Source organism: Nitrospirota bacterium (genome assembly GCA_040757335.1).
Taxonomy (GTDB): Bacteria; Nitrospirota; Nitrospiria; order 2-01-FULL-66-17; family 2-01-FULL-66-17; genus JBFLXB01.
Genome location: JBFLXB010000002.1, coordinates 111,821 through 135,477, shown reverse-complemented (window position 1 = coordinate 135,477; position 23,657 = coordinate 111,821). Strand labels below are relative to the sequence as shown.

At 64.5% G+C, this 23,657-nt stretch carries 18 protein-coding genes and 1 riboswitch; of the genes, 10 read left to right on the top strand and 8 right to left on the bottom strand.

Annotated features, from left to right (window positions below; all coding sequences use genetic code 11):
* A complete protein-coding gene (locus AB1451_02630) occupies window positions 1-2,805 on the bottom strand; it encodes an AMP-binding protein (protein ID MEW6681803.1) in 2,805 nt (934 codons plus the stop codon).
* A 132-nt stretch (window positions 2,806-2,937) separates the two neighbouring features.
* On the opposite strand from AB1451_02630, the gene AB1451_02625 reads away from it, so the two are divergent.
* Window positions 2,938-3,408, top strand: a complete 471-nt coding sequence (locus tag AB1451_02625; protein ID MEW6681802.1) for a pyrimidine dimer DNA glycosylase/endonuclease V — start codon at window positions 2,938-2,940, stop codon at window positions 3,406-3,408.
* A gap of 74 nt (window positions 3,409-3,482) precedes the next feature.
* On the opposite strand, the gene AB1451_02620 is transcribed toward AB1451_02625, so the two are convergent.
* Window positions 3,483-3,707: a topoisomerase DNA-binding C4 zinc finger domain-containing protein gene (locus AB1451_02620; GenBank protein MEW6681801.1), complete on the bottom strand. Its 225-nt coding sequence runs from the start codon at window positions 3,705-3,707 to the stop codon at window positions 3,483-3,485.
* 281 nt (window positions 3,708-3,988) lie between these two features.
* Window positions 3,989-4,179: riboswitch (cobalamin riboswitch) on the top strand.
* A gap of 82 nt (window positions 4,180-4,261) precedes the next feature.
* Between AB1451_02620 and AB1451_02615 the strand changes: the two genes are divergently transcribed.
* From AB1451_02615 to AB1451_02585, 7 genes are read left to right on the top strand one after another with little or no spacing between them, the layout of a single operon-like run.
* A complete protein-coding gene (locus AB1451_02615; protein MEW6681800.1) occupies window positions 4,262-5,176 on the top strand; it encodes a helical backbone metal receptor in 915 nt (304 codons plus the stop codon).
* Window positions 5,173-6,207 carry an iron ABC transporter permease gene (locus AB1451_02610; protein ID MEW6681799.1) on the top strand — a complete coding sequence of 345 codons (1,035 nt, stop codon included), beginning with the start codon at window positions 5,173-5,175 and terminating at the stop codon, window positions 6,205-6,207. The genes AB1451_02615 and AB1451_02610 overlap by 4 nt, the downstream gene beginning before the upstream one ends.
* Window positions 6,204-7,004 (top strand): ABC transporter ATP-binding protein, encoded by an 801-nt coding sequence (locus tag AB1451_02605; protein ID MEW6681798.1) that lies wholly within the window; start codon window positions 6,204-6,206, stop codon window positions 7,002-7,004. The genes AB1451_02610 and AB1451_02605 overlap by 4 nt, the downstream gene beginning before the upstream one ends.
* Window positions 7,001-7,750 (top strand): energy transducer TonB, encoded by a 750-nt coding sequence (locus AB1451_02600; protein MEW6681797.1) that lies wholly within the window; start codon window positions 7,001-7,003, stop codon window positions 7,748-7,750. Before AB1451_02605 ends, AB1451_02600 begins: the two co-directional genes overlap by 4 nt.
* Entirely contained in the window at window positions 7,747-9,600 is a 1,854-nt protein-coding gene (locus AB1451_02595; protein MEW6681796.1) for a TonB-dependent receptor, read from the top strand. The genes AB1451_02600 and AB1451_02595 overlap by 4 nt, the downstream gene beginning before the upstream one ends.
* A 40-nt stretch (window positions 9,601-9,640) precedes the next feature.
* Window positions 9,641-10,486 carry an NAD-dependent epimerase/dehydratase family protein gene (locus AB1451_02590; protein MEW6681795.1) on the top strand — a complete coding sequence of 282 codons (846 nt, stop codon included), beginning with the start codon at window positions 9,641-9,643 and terminating at the stop codon, window positions 10,484-10,486.
* The gene (locus AB1451_02585) at window positions 10,483-12,336 is read left to right on the top strand and encodes a hypothetical protein (GenBank protein ID MEW6681794.1); all 1,854 of its coding nucleotides are present in this window, start codon (window positions 10,483-10,485) and stop codon (window positions 12,334-12,336) included. Before AB1451_02590 ends, AB1451_02585 begins: the two co-directional genes overlap by 4 nt.
* A gap of 142 nt (window positions 12,337-12,478) precedes the next feature.
* On the opposite strand, the gene AB1451_02580 is transcribed toward AB1451_02585, so the two are convergent.
* The 5 genes from AB1451_02580 to metK form a co-directional block, all read right to left on the bottom strand.
* Window positions 12,479-14,611 carry a hypothetical protein gene (locus AB1451_02580; GenBank protein MEW6681793.1) on the bottom strand — a complete coding sequence of 711 codons (2,133 nt, stop codon included), beginning with the start codon at window positions 14,609-14,611 and terminating at the stop codon, window positions 12,479-12,481.
* A 133-nt stretch (window positions 14,612-14,744) separates the two neighbouring features.
* Window positions 14,745-17,165 (bottom strand): BTAD domain-containing putative transcriptional regulator, encoded by a 2,421-nt coding sequence (locus AB1451_02575; protein ID MEW6681792.1) that lies wholly within the window; start codon window positions 17,163-17,165, stop codon window positions 14,745-14,747.
* A 218-nt stretch (window positions 17,166-17,383) separates the two neighbouring features.
* Window positions 17,384-17,686, bottom strand: a complete 303-nt coding sequence (locus tag AB1451_02570; GenBank protein MEW6681791.1) for a hypothetical protein — start codon at window positions 17,684-17,686, stop codon at window positions 17,384-17,386.
* Between the two features lie 139 nt (window positions 17,687-17,825).
* Window positions 17,826-19,082 (bottom strand): adenosylhomocysteinase, encoded by a 1,257-nt coding sequence (gene ahcY / locus AB1451_02565; GenBank protein MEW6681790.1) that lies wholly within the window; start codon window positions 19,080-19,082, stop codon window positions 17,826-17,828.
* 46 nt (window positions 19,083-19,128) lie between these two features.
* A complete protein-coding gene (metK, locus tag AB1451_02560) occupies window positions 19,129-20,280 on the bottom strand; it encodes a methionine adenosyltransferase (protein MEW6681789.1) in 1,152 nt (383 codons plus the stop codon).
* Between the two features lie 167 nt (window positions 20,281-20,447).
* On the opposite strand from metK, the gene ccsA reads away from it, so the two are divergent.
* Together ccsA and AB1451_02550 are read left to right on the top strand one after the other, a co-directional pair.
* Window positions 20,448-21,278, top strand: a complete 831-nt coding sequence (gene ccsA, locus AB1451_02555; GenBank protein MEW6681788.1) for a cytochrome c biogenesis protein CcsA — start codon at window positions 20,448-20,450, stop codon at window positions 21,276-21,278.
* Between the two features lie 8 nt (window positions 21,279-21,286).
* Window positions 21,287-22,246, top strand: a complete 960-nt coding sequence (locus tag AB1451_02550) for a D-glycerate dehydrogenase (GenBank protein MEW6681787.1) — start codon at window positions 21,287-21,289, stop codon at window positions 22,244-22,246.
* Window positions 22,247-22,293: 47 nt separating this feature from the next.
* Here AB1451_02550 and AB1451_02545 read toward each other — a convergent pair whose 3' ends face one another.
* Window positions 22,294-23,637 carry a sigma-70 family RNA polymerase sigma factor gene (locus tag AB1451_02545; GenBank protein MEW6681786.1) on the bottom strand — a complete coding sequence of 448 codons (1,344 nt, stop codon included), beginning with the start codon at window positions 23,635-23,637 and terminating at the stop codon, window positions 22,294-22,296.
* Window positions 23,638-23,657: the final 20 nt, after the last annotated feature.

Below are 23,657 nucleotides of genomic sequence, written 5' to 3'. Positions count from 1 at the left end.
TCATGGGTTGGCTCCGACCGATCTGGCCAGGAGCAGATCGGGCTCCCCGCTCCATTGCAGGATGTGCTTGCGGGTGGCTTCCCGCAACCCCAGGGCCGCGGCCCAGTCTTTGCCCTGCGGGACCAGCGGCTCGCCGATCACCACGCTGACCGCGCCGCGCCGCGGGAACCACGACCCGTCGCGGAGGATCGACCGCGTCCCGCGCAACGCCACGGGCACCACCGGGGTCCCGGCCTGGGCCGCCACCACGAACGCGCCCATCCGAAACGGTCGCACGCCGGTGGCGCGGCCGAACGTGCCCTCGGGAAACACCACCAGCGAACGACCGCGCCGCGCCGCGTCGACGAGTTTCGCGGTGTCCTCCACGCTGCGTTTGGCGTCGAACCGCTCGACGAATTCCGTCCCCAGTCTCCGGAGGAAAAACCGGGCGACCAATCCGCTCGCCAACTCGCGCTTGGCCACGAAGCTGCCGCCGTAGGGCAACGACGCCGCCAGCACCACCGCGTCGAGATAACTCGCGTGGTTGGTCGCAAAGAGCACGGGCGTGCGCGGCGCGGTCCCGCGGATCACGAGCGGGATGCCCGCCAGTCGCAGCCCGAGGCGCGCGACCCCGCGCGTGATGCGCCACCGGACCCGTTCCGAGGGCATCACGGTGGCTCCGACCAACGCCAGCGTGATCCCGGCTCCGAACACCGCCCACGCGTACGCCGCGTAGGCCATGCGGCCTGCGGTGCGCAGCCCGCCGCGCGAGCTGATCAGGACCCCGCCCAGCGCCACGCGAGCCACTTGCAGCCAGACGGCGCGGCCGGGTTTCCCGAGGCTGCCGCGTTCGTACAGTTCGCGGCAGGCCGCCCGCCGGATCTTGCCGCTGGACGTCTTGAGCACGGCGTGCGGCGGCGCGAGCACGATGTCGTCGGGCGCGGTGTGCAACAGGTCCATCGCCAACGCGCGGATGCGGTCACGGAGTTCCTCGCGCGCGACCGGATCCGCCTCGCGGGTCTCGGCCACGACCACCAGCCGCTCGGTACTCGTGTCGGCATCAGCGGTCCCGAACACTGCCACGCAGCCCTTGCGGATGCCCGGCACCGCGCCCACCGCCTCCTCCAACTCGTAGGGGTACAAGTTCCGACCCGCCCGGATAATGACCTCCTTCGCACGGCCGGTGATGTAAATGTCTCCTTCAGCAAGGTACCCGTCGTCGCCCGACTCCAGCCATTCTCCGTCGAACAACGCCCGGGTGGCCTCCGGGTTGCGGTAATACCCGCTGGTGGTGGACGGCCCGGTGAACTGGATGCGGCCGACTTCGCGATCACCCACTTCGCGCCCGGTTTGGTCCACCACGCGGATCTGGTGACCCGGCAGCGGCCGGCCGCAGGCCACGAAGCGCAGCGCGGTGGGATCGTCGGGGTCCGCGGGCTCGGCCCGGCCCTGCGCGGTGAGGACGTCGCGCTTGATACGGTCGATCGGCGGCACCCGCCCCAGAGGAGGAAACGCCAACCCCACCGACGATTCCGCCAACCCGTACACCGGCGCCATGGTTTCGGGCCGGAATCCCGCGGCCGCAAACCGAGCCATGAACCGCGTCATGGTGTCGGGACTGATGGGTTCGGCGCCGTTCACCGCCAGGCGCCACGAACTGAGATCCAGCCCGGCGAGCGCGGTGTCGTCGATCTTGCGCACGCACAGCTCGAACCCGAAGTTGGGGCCGGCCGAAATCGTCCCCTTGTAGTCGGTGATCGCGCGCAACCATCGCTCGGGTCTCGCCAGGAACGTCAGCGGCGACATGACCACGAACGGCGCGGCGTAGTAGGAGCTTCCGAGCCACGCGCCGATCAATCCCATATCGTGATACAGGGGCAGCCAGCTCACCAGCACGTCTTCGGAACTCGCGCGCACCGCCTCGCCCATCGCGCGGATGTTGGCCAGAAGGTTGGCGTGGGTGAGGATCACCCCCTTCGGCGTCCCGGTGCTGCCCGAGGTGTATTGCAGCAACGCGATGTCCTGGGGGTTGACGCTTGGCTGCGCTTCTTCCCGCGCTCCCGCGCTCAGTTCCTCGACCGAGGTCACGTGCCGCAACGACGTCACCTGGGCCTTGAGCAACTGCGCGACCCGCTGCGCCTCGGGCACGGTAATCATGAGCGCAGTGCCCGCGTTGCGGAGAATCGTGGACTGGCGGCGTAGGTGGTCTTCGATCTGCGCCAACCGAAGCGGCGGATAGAGCGGCACCGGGATGCCTCCGGCCAAGAGAATGCCGGCGAACCCGAAGAAATACTCCCGGGAGGTGGGCAACATGATCGCCACCGTGTCGCCGGATCCGATCCCACGCGCCCGCAGACCGGACGCGACCGCGGCGGCACCCCGCCAGAGTTCCCCGTACGCGATCCGCTCGCGGCACCCCTGATCGTCCAGCAGGTAGACGTGCGGCCGCTCCGGGTGTCGCTCCACGTGCCAGCGGAGCACCTCCACCAAGGTGCCCGCGTCCGCGGGCTCACCTTCCACCGCCCCCACGCGGGCGTGCACGGTTTCAACGGTGCCGGCGGGCGCGGCGCCGGTCTCGCCGGCCAGCACCGCCCGCAGTAACTCCCTCGGCGTCTCAGCCGTCGCCATCACCTGCTCGGACAGCCGCACCCCGAACCGCTGCTCCAATCGCAGCACCAACTCGACGCGGCCCAGACTGTCGAACCCGAAGTCTCGTTCGAGCGAGCTGTCGAGCGTCAAAGACTTTGCCGGCGGAGACCGATGCAACTCGGTGGCCAACGCCTCCAACGTCTGCAACAGCGCCTGTGCGGTCTGTGGGAGGTCCATGCCTGGTCGGTGGATCGTCTCGCGGTCCGTGCGCAGGTATACCCTAGAACCCCATACCCACGCAACGTCTTGACGCGGTCGAAGCGACCGGCGTATATCTTCGTGGCGACGGGGTGAGTCGACGCTGACACCGTGAGGCTGTGGACGCTACATCCGAGGTACTTGGACGCCAAGGGGCTGGTCGCTCTCTGGCGAGAGGCCTTACTGGCCCGCGCCGTGCTGACCGGATGCACGCGCGGATACCGACGCCATCCGCAGCTCGCGCGGTTTCGCACCGCCAGCGACCCATTGGCGGCGATCAACGCCTACTTGGCGGGAGTCGCCGACGAAGCGCGCCTCCGCGGGTACGACTTCGACCGACGGAAGATCCGCGGCCGCCGCACGCACCCTCCTATCCCCGAGACGCGCGGGCAGTTGCTGACCGAATGGGACGACCTGCTCCGAACGCTCAAGGACCGGTCCCCGGACTTGGCGCGACTGTGGGAGGCGATTCCGCAACCCGGCGCCCACGGACTGTTCCGGGTGGTCGACGGGCCGGTCCGGACATGGGAGCGGGCGCCTGAACGGGCTCGCGGGCCGGACTATCGAAAAGAGATCATCTGAGATCGCCGTAGGTCGGCGCGGCGACTGCTCCCTGCGAACCGAATTTCGCCACTGCGGCGTGGCCGGATTGCGGCTCAGGACGTGGTGATGGTCGAGCAGCACCTCGGGTAGCGGGAGCACCCCCAGAACGACGTGCCGATCCTTGCGCCCCACGACGTGCGCAAGACCATCTGACCGCCGCATTTCGGGCACGCGGGTCCCCCCGCAGTGCCGAATTTTTTCTCACCAAACACGATCCCCGGGATGGATGGTCGACCAGCGCCCGGGTTCACCTTGCCTTGATGATCCCTCGATGCCATTGGATGACCCTCCCTGCACCGTGCCTCCCGCACGGCGCGTTGGTCCAGCGTTTACCGATTTCGGCTCGTCATGTCAAATATTTGCATAAACCGCGCCATCGACCCCCTATATCCGGATGTCCCTGACCCATCCGTAGGACTCGGGTCTCACCTGCGTGCAACCTGGAGCCTTACAGCTCCGACACTTTTGTGGGATCCCTCGGGCTGGAAACACCCGCACCACCCGGCTGATTCGAAAGCGCTGTTTCGAAAGCGCTTGACAGGCCCCTCTGTTTTCCTCTACAGTGCCCCTCGTTCCAGGTAGCCCGTATCGGGCTTGAAAAGGGAACCCGGTGAAAATCCGGGGCGGTCCCGCCGCTGTAACCGGGGACGATCCCCCAAGCAGTGCCCACTGGCCGAGTGAATCAGCCGGGAAGGGTGGGGGTAGGATGATCCGGGAGTCAGAAGACCTGCCTGGAGCTGATCGCGGTCGCGCCTCGCACGAAGGCCTGAGCCGCACTTCGGGATGAAGAAGCTGGGTGCAATCCTCGAAGGCATGGTGCCGAGGATTGCGCATGCTTCGCGTTTCTTCCCGACCTAGGCGGTCTCCCCTCTTTCTCCTCGCACCACTCGCGCTTGCGTCCGTTGCATCAGCGGAGCCTCTCTCCGTCCGCGACGATCTCGGCCGCACGCTGCGCTTCGACGCCCCTCCGCAGCGGATCGTGTCGCTCTCGCCCGCCGTCACCGAAATCCTCTTCCTGCTCGGGCTGGACGAGGCCATCGTGGGCGTCTCGGATTTCTGCAACTACCCCGCGGCCGCCCTGTCCAAACCCAAGGTCGGGGGCGTCAACCCCAATATCGAGGCCATTGCTGCGCTCAGGCCCGATCTGGTGGTAAGCACCGGCGGACTCGGCATGCGCGACACCGCACGCCGAATGGAGCATCTCGGCATCCCGTTCCTGGGTGTGGAGGCGGACTCGGTCGAAGCGGTCTTGACCCGGATCACCATGTTCGGCGAGATCACCGGGCGCCGCGCAGCCGCAACCGCGGCGGTTGACGGGCTCCGCGCGCGTCTGGCCGCGGTCGCGGCGCGGCGTTCATCCTCCCCACCGGTACGGGTGCTCTATCTGATCGACGAGAACCCCTACTTGACCATCGGGCCGAAGAGCTTCCTGTACGACGTGTTGATCAAAGCCGGGGGCCGACCGTTCGAGACCGGTCCCACCGAATCTTACCCGCGCGTGGGGCTGGAACCCATTTTGCGGTTCGATCCCGAGGTGATCTTTTTCGCCGGCGAGTCCGAACACGTGCCGGAGGAACGGATCGCAGCCTGGCGGCGATGGGATCGGATCACGGCGGTGAAGACCGGCCGCCTCTACGCGGTGCCTCGCGATTTGGTCAACCGACCAGGGCCACGAATCATCGATGCCATCGAGTTCTTGGCTTCGAAACTTAATGTCGTACATGAAGATTCTGCGGCTGGCCCGTGACCACGCTCACCCGACAACGCGCCGCACTCACGCTCGCGGTATTGACGACCCTGCTCGGCGTGACGGGCATTGCCGCGCTCTCGCTGGGGAGCGAGCCGGTGCCGATCAGCCGCCTGCTGGCCATCGTCGCCGGGTGGTACGCGCCGGTTTCACCCACCGACATGAGCGAAACCATCGTGCTCCAGATTCGCGGTCCGCGCATCGTCCTGGCCGGTCTGGTGGGTGCCACCCTGGGTCTCACCGGCGCGGTGCTCCAATCCATCCTGCGGAACCCCTTGGCCGAGCCTCATCTGATCGGCGTGTCCAGCGGAGCCGCGTTGGGCGTGATCGTGGCGGGGCTGTGGCCGATCCAGCACGCGCTCGCGGGCGCGACCGCCACGTGGCTGTTGGCGTTTGCGGGCGGCATGACCACCTTGGTGGCGCTTTATCGCCTCTCCATGGTCAGCGGTCGCATCCGACCCGAGACCCTGGTGTTGGCCGGCGTGGTCCTCAACGGCACCTTGTCCGCGGTGATCATGTTCCTGACCAGCTACGTGGATCCCGCCAGGATCTTCGGGCGCGTGGTCTGGCTCATGGGCAATCTGGGATCGGTCGAGTCTCGGGTCCTGTGGCTCATCGGTCCCGTGCTGGGCACGGGCATGACCTGGCTCTGCCTCCAGGGCCGGCCCCTGACCATCATGACGCTGGGGGCCGAGACCGCGCAGTCGTTGGGTGTCCACGCCGAACGCGTGATCCGCTCGAGCCTCATTGTCGCGGCCATGATGATCGGGCTGGTGGTGTCGCTCAGCGGCATGATCGGCTTTGTCGGCATTCTCACGCCCCATATCCTCCGCCGACTCATCGGCACGGATTACCGCCTGCTGCTGCCCGCGTCGGTGCTGGGCGGAGCGATGTTTCTGATCATCGCGGACACCGTGGCGCGGGTCGCGCTCGCGCCCACCGAGTTGCCGGTCGGCGTGATCACCGCGATCTGCGGCGGACCGTTCTTCCTCTGGCTCCTCGCGCAACGGCGCAAGGTGGTGGCCGGATGAGGGCCGGAGGGTCGGCGCCGCTCTTCGTGATCGATCACGCGACGGTGCGATACGGCGCCGCCGCCGTGCTGGACGCCGTCAGCCTCACCATCCATCGCGGAGAAACCGTGGCCGTGGTCGGGCCCAACGGCTCGGGCAAAAGCACCCTCTTGCGCGTCTTGGCCGGCCTGGTCGAACCCACGGTGGGATCTGCGACGCTCCACGGGACGCCGCTCTCGCGCATGACTCCCCGCACCCGCGCGCGACAGATCGCGTACGTGCCCCAGGACACCACGATCCCGTTCGAATTCTCGGTGCGCGACATCGTGGGAATGGGCCGGTCGCCGTATTTGTCGCCGTGGGGGTTCGAGTCCGGGGAGGACGAGGCCGCGATCAATGAGGCGATCGATCTCATGGAGCTCGCGCCGTTGGCCTCGCGGTCGATTCTGGAGGTGTCGGGCGGAGAACGTCAGCGAGCGGTCATCGCACGCGCCCTGGCGCAGAAACCCTCGGTCCTCCTGCTCGACGAGCCGGGCGCGAACCTCGATCTCCGGTATCAGGTCGCACTCCACGCGCTCCTGGCGCGGCTCACCGGGCCCGCCGGGTTGACCACGGTCACGGTCTCGCACGATCTCAGCGCGGTGGCGGCCTCCGATCGCATCGTCGCCCTGGTGGATGGGCGCGTCCGCGCGATGGGACCTCCGAACCGCGTGCTCACCGAGTCCATCATCCGCGAGACCTTCGGCTGCGGCGCGTTGGTTGATTCACACCCGCGAACCGGGCAACCGCGAGTGACCGTGGACTGGAGCACATCGTGAGTCCCACGGCGTGGCCGCGTTGGCTGGGACTGTCGATCGCCGTTCATGCCATCCTGATTGGCAGCGTGTGGATGTCGTTACGGACGACGTGGCAATCCACATCACCCGCGCCTCCCGCTTTGGTCATGTCGGTTACTTTGGTCGACCTGCGGAACGGTGACTCCACTGTGCAGACGGTGAGCCCACCCGCACAACCTCCGATCGCCCCGGAAGAGGCGCGCGTTGATGCGGTCCCACCGGACCCCCGCCCTGCGGCGATTCCCGAGCCGGATCCGGCGCAGCTGAACCAACCGGCGTCCCCCGAGGAACCCCCATCGCAGGTTCAGACGCCACTCGAGCCGCCACCGGACGCTGGCACGAGCACGGTGCCGAGCGATGCGCCCTCCCCGCCCGTGTTTCATCCCGATGCGCCCGCGGCACAGGCAGTCGCTCGCGCGCAATACCGCCCCCTGGTGCTGGCCATCCTGGAGCGCGCGAAACGCTACCCCTTGTCCGCACAGCGACGAGGTCTGGAAGGCACGGTCGAAATCGGGTTTCTCATCGGCGCGGACGGAGAGGTTTCGGATCCGCGAGTCCTTGTTTCATCGTCGTATCACGCACTCGACCAGGCGACTCTGGACATGGTCCATCGGATCGGGTCGCTGCCTGCGCCGCCGGAACGGACCCCGCTGCGGTTCCCGGTGCGCATCGAATACAAACTTGATTCCATCGCTTCACCGATATCCACGGAAGGAGCCCACCCATGAATCCGTTCTTGTTCGCCGTCTGTCTGTTCGCATTGCTGGTAGTCGGTCCGTTACGCCACGCATCCGGCCAAGAGAAGCCGGCACCCCCTCCGGATATCGTGGTTCAAGGCACGAAGACCGGGACACCCCTCGAACAGATGACCGGGGCGGTGACCGTGATCAACGAAGCCGAGATCAAGAGCCTGCGGGTCCACACCGTGCTCGAAGTGCTCCGGCACGTCGAGGCGCTGGACGTGGTGCAGTCCGGCGGCCCCGGCGGGATTACGTCGCTGTTCCTCCGCGGAGGCGAGTCGAACCACGTGTTGGTCCTGATCGACGGCGTGAAAGTCAACAACCCCACGACGGGAGCGTTCAATGCCGCGAACCTGACCGTCGATGGCATCGAACGCATCGAGGTTCTCCGCGGGTCGCAAAGTCCTCTCTACGGCTCCGAAGCCGTGGCCGGCGTGATCAGCATCGTGACAAAGCCCGGCCGGACGGGTGGTGACAATTCGCTGTCCGTCGAAGGTGGGTCCTACAGCACGTGGGGCGGCGCGCTCAACACCTCCGGCAAGGGCCCGGTCTGGGATCGGACGTTGTCGCTGTCGTACGAGGCTTCCAGCGGGTTCTCGAAAGCCGACCAGGATTTGGGCAACACCGAACCTGACGGCTATAAGAACACCACCTTCGTGGCGCGGCTGGGTCGCGGCGTGGGAGTCGGCGGACGCCTCGACGTAAACCTCAGGTTGAACGATGCCACCACGGATTACGACGACGCGTTTCCGCTGGCGGACAGCGCCGCCAAATCGCGCGACAAAGCCGCGGTCACCGGTCTGACCTATTCAGGGTTGTTCGCCCCCTGGTGGGATCATCGTCTGACGATCGGATGGGCGCGCAACCACCGCACCAATCAAGACACCGACGCCGGGGATTCCGACACCGACGCCCAGTCGCGCCAAGTGGACTGGCAACACACGCTCGACGTGGGCCCGGATAATCTCCTGACGGTCGGATACGAATACCAGAGCGACAGTGGGAAATACACGGCCGGGTTCGGATCCTACGACGAACGCATCGTGACCAACGCGGTGTACGTTCAGGACCAACTGGCGGCCCTGGACCCGTTGTTCTTCACCGCCGGGGTGCGGTCCGACGGCAACAATCGCTACGGCCGGCACAACACCTACAAGGTCGGTTCCAGCTTGGCGCTCGCAGGGTGGCGCTCACGCCTCTTCGGGAACTTTGCCACCGGATTTCGGGCGCCAGGTCTCGACGATCTCTTCTTTCCGCCCTTCCCTCCGTTCCCGCCGAGCTCGAATCCGGATCTTGAACCCGAAACATCGCGCGGCTACGAAGTGGGCCTGTTCCACGACCTGATCCCGAAGACCCTCAACCTCGAGACAACCTACTTCCATACCAAGTACCGGGATCTCATCGCCTTCAATCAGGCGTTCGTCCTGGCCAACATCGACAGCGCGGAGGTCACGGGGGTCGAGGTCTCCACCGAGCTGATCCCCGACCCCAAGGCCGCGATCCAAGCCAACTACACCTACACGAGCACGCACGACAGTTCGACCAACGACCAGCTCCTCCGGCGTCCGCGCAACAAAGCCAATCTCGCGCTGATCTTCAAGCCCGAACACGGGACCCAGCTCAGGGCGGACTACCGCTACGTGGGCGACCGGCTCGATGTCGGCGGGGTGACCACTCCGGGATACTCTCTCGTGAGCCTGGCCGCCTCGCGCGAGTACGCGTCCGGCCCGACGCTTTTCGTGCGAGTGGACAATCTGTTCGACCGCGACTATGAAGAAGTCACGGGTTTTGGCACGGCGGGACGGTCGATCTACGCCGGATTCACCGCGAAATTCTAGACGCTTTGAGCTCCCGCTCTCTTATGGTAGGCTGCATCACATGACCACGCCCTTGATTCGGGTCCTCATCCTCGGGTTCGGCAGACTCGGCGAGGCCCTGGCGCGCCGGCACGGGAACCACTACGAGATGCGTGGCGTCCGGCGCACGCACATCGATTCACCCCCCTGCGGGGTGTACGCGATGTCGCTCGACGACCCGCGACTGGTCGAGCACATGGCCTGGGCCGACCACTTGATCTTTTGTCCCGCGGCGGCCCCGTCGTCGGACCTCGCCGCCTACCGCGCGACCTATCTGGACAACATGGTGTCGGTCACGTCGCAACTGACCGAGCGTCGGATCACGCCCCGCTCGATCATCCTCATCAGTTCCACGGGCGTGTACCCCGAGTCCGTGGATGAACCGATTGACGAAAGTTACCACCCCGTCATCGAATCCGAGCGCCAGGAGATCCTGCTGCAGACCGAACACGCGCTGATCGACAGCGGACTGCCCTATGTGATCTTCCGCTGCGGAGGCCTGTACGGGGAAGGCCGCGACAAGTTCCGGTCACGCTTGGCTGAGGGCCTCATCACGTCCACGATGCTCACCCGCCAGTTCGTGCACTTCATCCACATCCACGACGTGTGCGACGCCATCGATCTCGCAATCCGACGCAACCTGACCGCCGAGGTCTTCAATCTCGTGGACGACTCCCAGATCCGACGGGTCGATTTCTACCAATTCGTGTCTACGATGTACGGACTGCCGATCCCGGACCGCGGCCCGGCGCCGAACGTGGCGCACGACCGCGTGATCTCCAACACCAAAGCCAAGACCCGCTTGGGGCTGACCCTGACCTCCCCCAGCATTACCGACTACCTTCGAACAACCGTTGGACGAGCATGACCAGAATCGGGCTTTCTCGTAACGCCCTCGTCGCGCGCACGTTTGAGCGGTTGGTCGCACAACTCGAGACCAGAAGGCACCGGGCCGCGCGCGCGAGTGCGTTGTTTACGCGCTGGCGGGTCGCCATCTTCGTCACAGGCGCGGTTGCCGTCACCATTTCCGCGTTTGCCGACCGCGCCCGAGGCGGGTGGATCCCATTGATCGTGTTCGGGGCGGTGTTTCTGCTCGTGGCCCGTTCCCATGGGCGGCTCAAGAGCAAGATCCGCCGATTGGACGCGTGGATCGCGCTCAAGCGCGCTCACCTGGCGCGCGTACGGCTGGATTGGTCCACGGTTCCTCCCGCAGACCATCCTGCACCCGACGACCATCCCTACGCCACGGATCTGGACATCACGGGCGCTCACTCGCTGTTGCGTTGGCTGGACACGACCATTTCCAGCACCGGCCGAGCAGAACTTCGTCGTTGGATCCTGCAACCTGATCCCGAACACTTCCACGAACGGCGTGCGCTCGTCAGGGAAATGGAGCGACTGCCCCTGTTTCGAGACCGATTGATTCTCCAGGCCAAGCAAATCTCCCCCGCTCCTCTGGATGGCGGGCGGGTCGTCGCGGCCGTGAGCCAAGGCCGGCCTCCGAAGCTCGGATTCATCTTGGCGCTCTCACTCGTGCTGGCCGCGCTCACCGCTACGCTGTTGACCGCCTCGCTCGCAGCAGGCGCGCCAGGGTACTGGGTGCTGTCGCTCATTGCCTATGGCGCGATCTTCTGGTTCGTCGCTCCCCAGATCGCGACCGCCTTTTCGCAGGCCGTGGAGCTGGAAGCCGACCTTGCGCCGTACTCCCGAGTCTTTGCGGTGCTGGAACGTCGCTCGTACCGGACGCAGCCCGCGCTCCGGCAGGTTCTCGAACCGTTCACATCCACGACCGATCGCCCGTCAGCCGCCACGCGTCGACTGGCCGGCCTCGTCGGTGCGCTGAACCTGCGGGCCAATCCGCTCGCGCACCTGTCGGTCAACCTGATTCTTCCGTGGGATCTCTTTTTCGCGGAACGGTATCGCAAGCTTCACGCGGAGATTGCGGACCACCTGCCGATCTGGATCGAGCGGCTCGGCCGAATCGAAGCCGCGTCCGCACTCGGACACTACGCCGCAACCCACCCGGACTTCGCGTACCCGGATCTCAAACTTCCCACCGACCCGTCGGCCGAGGTCGCCCTGGTCGCCACGTCGGTCGGCCACCCCCTCCTGCCGCCCGAAACCCGCGTGAGGAACGACTTCACGCTCAAGGGCCTGGGCGCGCTGTCGATCGTCACCGGCTCCAACATGTCAGGAAAGAGTACGTTCTTGCGAACACTTGGCGTCAACCTGTGCCTGGCTGAAGCCGGCGCACCGGTGTGCGCCGCGAGCTGGACATCGCCTTGGATGCGCCTGGTCTGCTGTATTCGCGTGGATGACTCGCTCGACGCCGGTCTGTCGTATTTTTACGCGGAGGTCAAACGCCTCAAGTACCTGCTCGACGCGGCGCGCAACACGAACGGCCCGCCCGTGTTCTTCTTGATCGATGAGATCTTTCGCGGCACGAACAACCGCGAGCGCCTGATCGGCAGCCGCCACTACGTGCGCGCACTTGCCGCGGCCAACGCCATCGGCCTGGTGAGTACGCACGATCTGGAGCTGGTCAAGCTGGAGGGAGAAAGTCACCGCATCTCCACCCACCACTTCCGCGAAACCGTGGACGAGCGCGGCCTCTCCTTCGACTACCGCCTCCGCCCCGGCCCCTGCCCCACCACCAACGCGTTGAAGATCATGGCCCGAGAGGGGCTGCCGGTGCCGAAGGAATCCGATGCGCCCTGAGCCGCTCCCCGGTTAGAAGCTCCCGGGAATCACGGCAACGCGCTGGAGCCGTTGCAGGACAGCACCACGCCTTCGCCCCCACCACGACCGATCCGACCACAGCGGCCGTGGCGAGACCATCCTACGCGAGGATTGTGAGGAATCAGAACAGCCACACCAGCACGCCATGTCCGCACGCCGATTCCGTCGTGGGGGGACCAGGCGCGGGATCTTCATGACCCTCGAACGGGCCGTGCAGGTGATCAAACGCGCAGAGATCAGGTGGCGCCCAGTGCGCACCCACAGGTAAGTCATTAACAGGATGGCGCTCAGTCAGTAGAAAAGGCCCGTCTTCATGCACGGGGCTGATCTCAGGGTTCACCACCTTCCAGGCCACGGCTCCTGGAGGCGGGTCCATCGAGGGATCAGCAGCAAAGACTGAAAGATCGGCGTTCAGGGTGGCCGAGCCGGCCGCCTGGCCGTTTGTTGTATTGAAAAATTGGAGCAGAACGTTACGAACCAAGATAGCCCTGAGCACATCGCCAGCAAAGTTCGTTTCGATACCGGTACAGGCAGTGACCGTGCAATCTAGGAGGGCAGCATATGCAATTGCAGCGACAGTGACCTGAAAAACAAGAAGCCTGGGGGCATGTGATTGCAGGTTGATGTATGCCGCCAAATGAACACCTTGTGCCTGATCAGGACAGTTCACCGTGACCTCGGTCCCCGCTGGGTCTGGAGTGACCGTGCATAGGGAAGGGGCGGCCTGAACATTGGTGATGCTTCCTGTGGCATCCGACAGGTTCGCCGTGTTTCCCCCGGTACCGCCTCCACCCCCCGTACCACCTCCACCGCCTGTATCGCCTCCACCACCCGTACCGCCTCCACCACCCGTGTCACCCCCGCCACCGGTATCACCTCCACCACCCGTGCCGCCCCCACCACCGGTATCGCCCCCTCCGGTCCCGGAGTCTGAAGGAGTCCGGCAGTGGACAAGGGCCACCAGGTGCCGCACACCCAGAACTTCATTATCCGGCCTATACATCAACAGGGTCACCTCCAGGGCGGTATCCCCCGCTTTTTGACAGGTATATTGAAGGGTCTGGGTGTTGTCTTGCTCCAGGGAAGGCGCCATCACTTCGAGGCGACCATACGGGCCAAACTTGTTTTCGATGTGATCCAAACTCACATCGGCGGCTCCCGTGGAACCGGAGAGCGTGGGTGAAGATAGGATATTACGGTTGATGTCCGTGATGCGAATCTCAAACCTCGGACTCGAAATCGAGTCCACCAGATCCTCGGTTAGCTTGATCTCGAAGGTCTCTCCCACCAAATGGGTGCTTTCAACCGGGACCACGGAGAATAGCCCCACAGGGCCAGGACCGGTTTCGGTCAGCCCATCCTCTGCTCCGCTCGCCAGGCAGATAATGTTGGTCTCTCCGTGGATACGGTACTGAACGGTGAAGGTGTCCTCAACGGGTAGAAAGGCTATGTCCAAGCTTTCCAGGATGACATCGGCCTTGTACCTCGCTAATCCGGCCGTATTACACCAATAATCGATGGCTCTCTGAACAGTGAACGCTCCGTCGTGCCGAAGACTCCCCAACGTACCTTCCAGGTTATCCCAGAACGTCCCAATGGGCCCACTGCTAAAATCTCCATATCGCACTCGATCTGACATCACCGTTGATTCCGCCGACTTCTCGACCGTCACCGTGACATTGAAATTCTCGCCTACTGGAATGATGTTTTTTTCAATCTCGATCTTCGCCGTGACTCCGGGGGCGATGATCCCCTGAAGGGTGGAAAAATGGGAGATCTTCCCCGTCACCGTGGCGGTCCCGGTGGACAGGTCAATGTCCAGTCCTTGCTGGTCCACCGGCTCGATGGTGTTCCCTGAAGAAGTGAGCAGCACGACCACTCCCCCGTCCAGGCTCTTACCGAACTGGCCGGAAAAGTTCTCCAACGTCATCGCAAGGTCCACCGGTTGACTGAACTGAAGTCCGTCAGGTTTCATCTCAAAGGCGAAACTCGGCTTGGCCCCGTCGAGGGATGTCGGCAAGCCGCTCGGATCGATTGACTCGATTGTGATCGTCTCGGCATTCCCCAACGCCCCGGCCGGGATGGTCAGGGTGAGCTTACCGTCCGCGGAGGTTACGGTCCCGCCGCTCGCGCCGATGACGGCAGATCCCGGCGGAAGCGGGGCTCCGTTGTCCCTGTCGCTGCTGCAAGCGCCCAGGACCATCACGAGTAAACCGACAGCAGCCGCGATCCCTGACATGACTCTCATCTTCATGACCGACCCCTTAGACTTGCCGTGAGCGAATACCAACAGTCCATCCAGCCTATGTGCAAGATTTTCTCACAGCCTCCGCCACAGATCGACTACAGATTGGCCCACGCTGGATCCAGGCGCAGTATGGACCAGCCTAGCCCTTGGGGATGAGGGCCTTGGTCGTTTCAGAGGGTTGGATGCCGAGGTGGGCGGCCAGGAGCCGCTCGCAGCGCTGGTAGACCGAGCGGGCCTCGGCGTGGCGGCCCAGGTGAACGTAGCAGGCGACCAGGTGCTGATACCATTCCTCGGCGAGCTCGTCCGCCTCCAACCCCTTCTCGTACCACCCGGCAGCCGTTGCCCACTCGCCTCGTTCGATCCAGTGCTGCCCCAAGGCGCGAAGGCAGCGCAGATACCCGGCCTTCTCCCGCGCTCGCGTGGCGGTGAGCCAGGGTCCATCACCCTCATCGGGAAGGAACGGTCCCTGATACAGCGTGGCCGCTCGCTCCAGCCGCGCGACACGCCCGGCGTCGGAGGCGTCTTTGCCGCGTCCGGCCGAGTCGGTCTTGGCTGGTTGGCCCGCGCCTGAGACGAGCCGCTCAAACGCCCAGGTGTCCACCCAGCAGCGCGCGGGATCAAGGCTCACGCGCCCGTGGGAGACGACCATGGCGTGGTCAATGCCCAAGAGGCGGCGCAGTCGGGTTAGGGTCACGGAAAAAGCCTTGTGCGCGCGATCGCCGTCAGCCTCGGGCCAGAGTGCGTCGGTGATCTGGTCCTCCGCGATGTGACGCCCACCGAGGGCGATGATCGCCTTGAGCATCCTGAGCGGCTTGTGCGGCGATTTTTTCTGAAAATGCATCGGCGATCCGTTCCTCACCACGCTGAATCGCCATCGCAGGGAACCGACCACGGTGCGGGCCTGCGCCGGCTCGCCCCGCCAGTTGTACCACGTCACGAGCGCGTAGCCGCTCTCCAGCCGCGCCGTGGGGTGCGTGGACTCGTCAAGCACCCCGTGTGCGCGCGCGACCCATTGTTCGATGTCGGGATGATCCGGCCGGCGGAGCGTCAGGGCAAAGAGGATCGCAGGAATGGCCTGGTCCGCGAACTGGGTGGGAGGGACGGCGTCGAGTTCTTGAGACAGACGATCCACCACCTTGATCCAGGGGTCCATACGGCGAAATGCGTGCGACTCGATCAGGATCGCGCGCAATGCGCCGATCGCGCTGGCCCACTGGCCGTCCCGATCCCCTCCCGCCGCAAAGCCCTCGGCCGCTCGCTCAAAGTGGGCCAGACTGTCGGTGGGGTCCACTGAGAGACGGCACACGCCTGACCAGTACCCGAGCCAGGGGTCTGTACGCAGAAGGCGCGGAGGCAGGCGCGACAGCCACGCGCGGACGGTCTGCTCGTGCCCCTCACGCACCAGGTGCCCAGCCTGTTGGCGGATCAGCTCGGCGAGGGAGGGCGCATCCCCGGTTTGCCCAAACAGAGCCGCGGCGTCAGCCACCGCCCCTGCCGCGAGTAGCTCCTGCGCCGCGGCTCGCTGAACGCGGCGTAAGGCCGGCGGGCGGAGCGCCTGCTCGGCGCGGTCGATGAGGAGGTCACGAAACATGGGGTGATACCGGTATGCAGCATTGGGCGCGCCCGTGTGTTCCTCGACGAACAGGCGGCGCTGGGCCAGCTCCGATAGGATCGCCCCTGCATCGCGCATTCCGGAGAGGCGCACGGCCGCCTCAGGCGTCACGGTCTCAAGGTACGCGGTCGTAAGCAGCAGCGTCCGGGCGCGCTGCTCGATGTGGGCAAACACCTCGGCGTCGAAATAGTCGCGCACGGCCCGTGGATCGGCCTGTGGGGAGGGGTTTGCCGCGGCCGCGGTCAACCAATCGTCGCGCAGGAGAGTTACGCCTGCCGCCCAGCCAGACGCTCGCGCCACCAGCTGCGACAGGGCCGCCCGCGGGAGCCGCGATCCACCGTGTGCGCGCGCGATCGCGGTGGCCTCCGCCCGCGACAGCCGTAGGTCGTCCCACTCCAGGATGGCGAGCTGCCGCGACGCCAGTAATCGCGCGAAGATCGGCAGCGGAGCGTGGCGGCTGATCACGATCACAGTCAGCCTGTTCGGAATTTCCGACAGCCCCGCTAAGATAACCCGATTCAGGTCGGCCCCCTCCCCCGCGGCCTGGTAGTCGTCCAGGACCAACACTGCGGGTCGTCTGAGGCGGGCATACAGCTCGCGAAAGAAACCGCGTGGCGAGGCGCCCACGCGCGCGCGCGAGGCGGGGCTCGGGGGCGGAAGCGGGGTCCAGGGACCGGGATGGAGCCGACGCGCAGCCAGGGCCAAGGCGCGACCAAACGACGATGGATCCGAGTCGCCCTCATCCATCCGGTACCAAATCGCCGGCACCCGTCGGCTACGCAGGTAGCTTGCGACCAAGCTGGTCTTACCCGACCCGGGTGGTCCCGTCACCCACACGGCAGCGCGCCGGGAGGCGCGATCCACCAAGCGAAAGAGACGCGGACGCGCCACAAGGCCGGTGGCGTCCGGAGGGGTGAACTTGGCAAGACCAGTCGATGCGCGCCCCATATCAATTCAAACAAGACGGCTATGCGGACTCACATAGGCGCCTTGTCAAGACTCAGCTAGAACTTAGCGTGGTTCGCGAGTGCGAGGTCAAGCATAAAGCACAAAGACTGGGGGGTGGCCAAGTCCAGAATCGGTATCACATGCCAGCAAGAAAGGACCGCCCTTGCGGAGGATGCCGGGCGAATCCGCACCCATCATACCCTGCGAAGCGATCGCCCTTAGACGCTGCGTGGTCGAGCCGCTTCCGAGGCCTGGGGCGAGACAATGAACACGTCGCTCTCTTCAGGCAACGGCGTAGTCATGCCGCCGCGGAAACGGATACTCTCATTCCAAACGAGAATATTGACGTCCGGCAGCACCTCGCCGGCCTTGGTCAACACGTGATCCCGCATGCCCGGGTAGTGTGTCCACAGCAGCGACAATGCGTCGGCTACCGTCTTCGGGGAGGCATCAATGGTCACGCGGCTCTGCCCCTCCGTGAACCGGTGCAGAGCCTTCGCGAGATGGAACGTCACGGGCACGAGGAATCACCTCCTATCCCGGTTATGGGACCCTCCGGATGACGGCTCGACCGCATCGCGCTCACGACACAAAAAACGGGGCGACCCTCACGTCGCCCCTTGGAGAACACATCCGTTTTCATCTGACGTGTACGGGCGCTTACGTCCCCATTTCCCACGAGGCCAAGTATTTCTGCTGCTCCTTGGTGAGCGTGTCGATCGCGATGCCCATGCCGTCGAGTTTCAGACGGGCGATCTGCTGATCAATTTCCGTGGGCACGGGGTAGACGTCCTTCTTGAGTTTCTTGGCATTTTTGACCATGTACTCGGCCGACAGCGCTTGGTTGGCGAAACTCATATCCATCACGCTGGACGGATGACCTTCAGCCGAGGCCAGATTGATCAACCGCCCTTCACCGAGCAGGTTGATCCGGCGACCATCCGCCATCGTGTACTCCTCGACAAAGTCTCGGATCGTGCGTTTTCGCTTGGAAAGTCGTTCCAGCGCCGGGATATCGATCTCCACGTTGAAGTGGCCGGAGTTGGAAATGATCGCGCCGTCCTTCATGACCTTGAAATGTTCTTTCGCAATGACCTTGACGTTGCCCGTCACGGTACAGAAGAAGTCGCCCAGTTTCGCGGCCTCGTCCATCGGCATCACGCGATAGCCGTCCATCACGGCTTCGATCGCCTTGAGCGGGTCGACCTCGGTGACGATCACGTTGGCTCCGTGCCCGTGCGCGCGCATGGCCAGCCCTCGGCCGCACCACCCATAACCCGCCACCACGAACACCGACCCCGCGAGCAGCCGATTGGTGGCCCGCAGAATCCCGTCGATGGTGCTCTGTCCCGTTCCATAGCGGTTGTCGAAGAAGTGTTTGGTGTTGGCGTCGTTCACCGAGATCACCGGAAACTTCAGCACGCCGTCTTTCGCCATGCTCCGAAGCCTGATCACGCCGGTTGTGGTCTCTTCGGTCCCGCCGACCACGTCCTTGGCCATGTGGCTCCAGTCTCCGTGGAGCTGGGAGACCAGGTCAGCGCCGTCATCCATGGTGACGACCGGGCGGTGCGCCAGCGCGGATTGCAGGTGTTTGTAGTACGTCTTGTTGTCCTCGCCCTTGATCGCAAAGACCGGTACCCCGGAGTGCTTCACCAGTGAAGCCGCTACGTCGTCCTGGGTGGACAAGGGGTTGGACGCGCAGAGTGCCACGTCGGCGCCGCCGGCTTTGAGCGTTTCCACCAGCGTGGCGGTCTCGGTGGTCACGTGCAGACACGCGGATACGCGCATGCCGGCCAGCGGTCGCTCCTTCTTGAAGCGCTTGCGGATCAACCGGAGCACCGGCATGTTTTGCTCAGCCCATTCAATGCGCAGCCGGCCTTTCTCGGCCAGGTCAATATCTTTAATATCGTAGTCCATTGTCGAAAGAACTCCTTCGTTGTGGCCTGTGAGCCGTGAGCTGATTTTACAGTCCTGCGTCCTTCTTTAGTTTTTCCGCCAGATCGGTCCGTTCCCACGTAAACTCGGGCTCCGACCGGCCGAAATGACCGTATGCCGCGGTCTTCCTATAGATGGGCCGGCGCAGCTTCAAGTGATCGATGATCCCGCGCGGCGTCATGGGGAAATGATCGCGGACCAATTTACCGATTTTCTGTGGCGAAATTTTACCGGTGTTGAACGTGTCCACCAACACCGACACCGGATCCGCGACCCCGATCGCGTACGCGAGTTGAACCTCGCAGCGGTCCGCAACCCCGGCGGCGACCAAATTCTTCGCGATGTAGCGGGCCATGTACGATGCCGAGCGATCCACTTTGCTCGGGTCCTTCCCCGAGAACGCTCCGCCGCCGTGGCTGCCCACGCCACCATAGGTATCGACGATGATTTTGCGGCCGGTGACGCCGGTGTCGCCCTGCGGTCCGCCGACCACGAATCGGCCGGTGGGATTGACGTGATACGTGATCCGCTCCTCATCGAGCATCTCTTTGGGGATCACGGGTTTGATCACCTTCTCGATGATGTCCTCACGGATCTCCTTCAACGTGATGTCCGGGCTGTGTTGCGCAGAGACGACGACGGTTTCGACCCGCAGTGGCTTGCCGTCCTTGTACTCGACGGTGACCTGGGATTTTCCGTCCGGACGCAAGTACGGCAGAATGTCTTTGCGGCGCGCTTCACTGAGGCGACGCGTCAGCTTGTGGGCCAAGATGATGGGCGTGGGCATCAGCTCCGGCGTTTCGTTCGTCGCGTATCCGAACATGAGCCCCTGGTCGCCCGCGCCCCCGGTGTCTACCCCCATTGCGATGTCCGGAGACTGCGAGTGGATCGACGTGATGACGGAACAGGTCTCATAGTCGAACCCGTACTTCGCTCGGGTATACCCGATGTCTTTGATGGTTTCGCGGACGATGTCGGGAATCTCGACGTACACATCGGTGGTGATTTCACCAGCGACAAACGCGAGACCAGTGGTGACCAACGTTTCGCACGCCACACGGCAATTGGGATCCTCGGCGATGATCGCGTCGAGGATCGCGTCGGAGATCTGGTCGGAAATCTTATCGGGATGACCCTCCGTCACCGACTCCGACGTGAACAAAAAATTCACACGACTCATACCCCACTCCTCCCTTCCTCGCTTGCGAGGGATCTTAGAAATTTCTCACGTGGTGCCCGTCCGGCAAATTGCCCAATCATATGCAAAATCCTCCACGTTCCGCAACAAAAAAGTGTCCGATGTGGTTTGTTTGACAATCTTTTTGAGCTTCTGGCATCATCCGACTGATGCCGGTTGCCGCAACCGCCGCCTTTCACGCCAGCACTCTCGCTCTGTATTTTGCCAGCGCGTTTCTCTACCTTTTTGATCTCAACCACCACGGTCGCGCCATTCGGTGGGCGAGGCCGCTGACCATTGTCGCGTTTTCGTTCAACAGCCTGATCTTCCTGCTGGACTGGTTTCGCCAAGACGGGATGCCGCCGATCGGTTTGCGCGAAAGCTTCGCCCTGCTCGCCTGGGCGCTGGCGCTGCTGTTTATTCTGATGGAGTGGGGCTACGGCGTGAGCAGCCTCGGCGCCTTCGTGGTGCCGGTCATCTTCTTCTCGGCCGCGGCCGCGTCCATTTTTCACCCCGGAAGCCGCGAGGTGGTCCGCGAGCAGTGGAACATCTGGCTGAATCTGCACATCATCCTGGTGTTTCTCGGCCACGCCGCATTCGCGTTGGCCGCGACCTTGGGCGTGATGTACCTGATCCAGGAGAAACATCTCAAGGAGAAGCGATTCACCACCTTGTTCTTCCGGCTGGGCGCGGTGGGCGAACTCGATACCATGCTCTACCGCACCATCCTGTTGGGATTCCCGCTGCTGACCCTCGGCATGCTGAGCGGCGCCATCTATTCGCGCATCGCGCACGGCGTGTTTTGGGCGTGGAGCTCGAAAGAGCTCTGGTCGCTGGCCGCCTGGACGATTTATGCCGTGCTACTGTACGGCCATCGCGCGTGGGGTTGGCACGGACGTCGCGCCGCGTTTTTCGCGATCGCCGGGTTCGTCGCTTACCTGCTCGCCTACCTGGGCCTCAAGGTCGCGTCCTGGCTCGCGGGTCAAGGCCAGACCATCTGACCACGGAGTTGTCGGAGCCGCCCCCGGTCCTGCTGACTCGGCGACTCCCGCCGCGCGCGATGGCGTTGCTCTCGTCCCGCACGGCTTTGACCTGCAATCCCCATGACCGCGAGTTGACCCGGGAGGAGTTGCGCCGCATGATCGCGGGGCACCACGGTCTCGTGGCCATGTTGACCGACCGGATCGACGCCGAGGTGCTGGACGCGGCGCCGACGTTGCGGGTCGTCGCCAACTACGCGGCCGGGTACAACAACATCGACTTGGCGGCCGCGCGGGCTCGCGGCATCGTCGTGACCAACACGCCGGGCGTCCTGACCGACGCCACCGCGGATCTGACGTGGGCCCTGATCCTGGGGATTACCCGGCGCGTGGGTGAAGGCGAACGCCTGGTGCGCGCGGGCCGATGGACCGGGTGGGCGCCGACGCAGTTATTGGGCATGGACCTTCGCGGAGCCATGCTGGGCGTCGTGGGCATGGGCCGCATCGGACGAGCGGTGGCGTCGCGCGCCAACGGGTTTGGGATGCGCGTCGTGTTCACCGCGCGCCGCCCCATGCCCGACGTGGATCCGGACTGGCGAGCCGCCTCGTTGCCCGACCTGCTGGCCACCGCCGACGTCGTCTCCCTTCACGTGCCCCTCACGGATCAGACCCGCCACCTGCTCGGGCCGGACCAGTTGGCGATGATGAAACCGACCGCGTACGTGGTGAACACGTCCCGCGGATCAGTGATCGATGAGGTCGCGCTCGCCGACGCCCTGGAAGCCGGCCGGATCGCGGGCGCCGCGTTGGACGTCTATGAGCGGGAGCCGCAGGTCCACCCGCGCCTCCTGTCGAGCGAGCGCGTGCTCTTGCTCCCGCATCTGGGGTCCGCGACCACGGAAACGCGCGAGCGAATGGGGTCGATGGTGGTCGAGAATCTTCTCGCGGTGTTGGAGGGTCGCCGTCCGCCCAACGCGGTCGACGAATAAAAAAGGGGGGCGCACGATGTGCGCCCCCCTTTGGGATCCGAACGACGTTATCCCCTGAGAGTCTGGAGCTTTTTCAGACGATCGGGGTACCGCAACTTCCTGAGGGCCTGGCTTTCGATCTGGCGCACCCGCTCCCGCGTGATTCCCATGATCGAGCCGATCTCCTCGAGCGTCGACTCCTTCGCGCCCCCGATGCCGAACCGCATTTTGATCACCAGGGATTCTTTCGGCGTCAACGTGTCGAGGATATCCGCCACCCGCTGCGAGACCTCGGTGGTCAGCAGGCGATCGTACGGCGACGGCGAGACCTCGTCGCGGATCAAATCCTGCAGCTGAAGTTCCTCGCCCCCGACCGGATCCTGCAAGCCGAGCGGTTCCTGCACGACGCGCAGGATCTCGTCGACCTTCTTGGCCGGAATTCCGGTTCGCCGCGCGATCTCTTTCGACGTCGGCGTCCGAGACAACTCCTGCTTCAACGCCTGATGTGCCGTCAGAATCTTGTGGAACGCCTCGGTCAGGTGGACCGGAATCCGAATCGTTCGTGACTGGTCGGCCAGCGCGCGCGTGATCCCCTGGCGAATCCACCACGTGGCGTAGGTGCTGAACTTGAACCCTTTGGTGTACTCGAAGCGGGTGATCGCCCGCATCAACCCCATGTTGCCTTCCTGAATCAAATCCAGCAGCGCCAGACCGCGGCCCATGTAACGCTTGGCAATGCTGATGACCAATTTCAGGTTGGCTTCGACCAACTCCCTGGTCGCTTCGGTGATGATGCGCTCGGCTTCGGAGAGCTGGCCGTTCCAGCGGATCACGGTCTTGAGATCAAGGCCGTCGGCCCGCAATCGCCGCTCCCATCGCTCGCGGCCGGCCCCGTCTTTCACGTCCTTCCCGGTCGCCAGCTCGACCAATGTTCGGACCAGGGCGACCAGGGGACGCTGCTCCTCGGGCACTGCCGCGGACAGCCGCCCCGTGACCGCGGTCAGGCGAAGCTGATCATCGGGCGTAAAAAACCGCTGGAGGCGATCCAGGGCCGTGCGATCCTTTTGGCGCACCGACCGAATCACGTCGGCCAACATCCGAAGCCCCCACTCCAATCGCTGGAACAGTTTCGTCTCAGCTTCCTTGGTCAGGAGCTCCTTCTTCCCCATGGTGCGGAAGTACACCCAGATCAGGTCCTCGGTGGCTTCCTGGACCTCTTCGGTCTCGGGTTCTTCCGGTTCCGGGGTCTCAGGGGCAGAGACCTCTACCGACACGCGGGCAAGATCCCGCGACAGATCGTCTTCCGCCAAACCGTCTTGCTCGAAATTGTCTTTGGGCGACGAACCAGATCCCTGTTCCGTCGCTTGCTCCTTGATCGTCGACACCTGCATCTCCATTCCCCCTCGCGTCATGGCTTGCGCCAACCGACTCC

Excerpts from the sequence above, each read along its gene's own strand:
- AB1451_02630 (MEW6681803.1), bottom strand. The coding sequence starts at position 2,805 with ATGGACCTCCCACAGACCGCACAGGCGCTGTTGCAGACGTTGGAGGCG.
- AB1451_02620 (MEW6681801.1), bottom strand. The coding sequence starts at position 3,707 with ATGGCATCGAGGGATCATCAAGGCAAGGTGAACCCGGGCGCTGGTCGA.
- AB1451_02615 (MEW6681800.1), top strand. The coding sequence starts at position 4,262 with ATGCTTCGCGTTTCTTCCCGACCTAGGCGGTCTCCCCTCTTTCTCCTC.
- AB1451_02605 (MEW6681798.1), top strand. The coding sequence starts at position 6,204 with ATGAGGGCCGGAGGGTCGGCGCCGCTCTTCGTGATCGATCACGCGACG.
- AB1451_02595 (MEW6681796.1), top strand. The coding sequence starts at position 7,747 with ATGAATCCGTTCTTGTTCGCCGTCTGTCTGTTCGCATTGCTGGTAGTC.
- AB1451_02590 (MEW6681795.1), top strand. The coding sequence starts at position 9,641 with ATGACCACGCCCTTGATTCGGGTCCTCATCCTCGGGTTCGGCAGACTC.
- AB1451_02585 (MEW6681794.1), top strand. The coding sequence starts at position 10,483 with ATGACCAGAATCGGGCTTTCTCGTAACGCCCTCGTCGCGCGCACGTTT.
- AB1451_02580 (MEW6681793.1), bottom strand. The coding sequence starts at position 14,611 with ATGAAGATGAGAGTCATGTCAGGGATCGCGGCTGCTGTCGGTTTACTC.
- AB1451_02575 (MEW6681792.1), bottom strand. The coding sequence starts at position 17,165 with ATGGGGCGCGCATCGACTGGTCTTGCCAAGTTCACCCCTCCGGACGCC.
- ahcY (MEW6681790.1), bottom strand. The coding sequence starts at position 19,082 with ATGGACTACGATATTAAAGATATTGACCTGGCCGAGAAAGGCCGGCTG.
- metK (MEW6681789.1), bottom strand. The coding sequence starts at position 20,280 with ATGAGTCGTGTGAATTTTTTGTTCACGTCGGAGTCGGTGACGGAGGGT.
- ccsA (MEW6681788.1), top strand. The coding sequence starts at position 20,448 with ATGCCGGTTGCCGCAACCGCCGCCTTTCACGCCAGCACTCTCGCTCTG.
- AB1451_02545 (MEW6681786.1), bottom strand. The coding sequence starts at position 23,637 with ATGACGCGAGGGGGAATGGAGATGCAGGTGTCGACGATCAAGGAGCAA.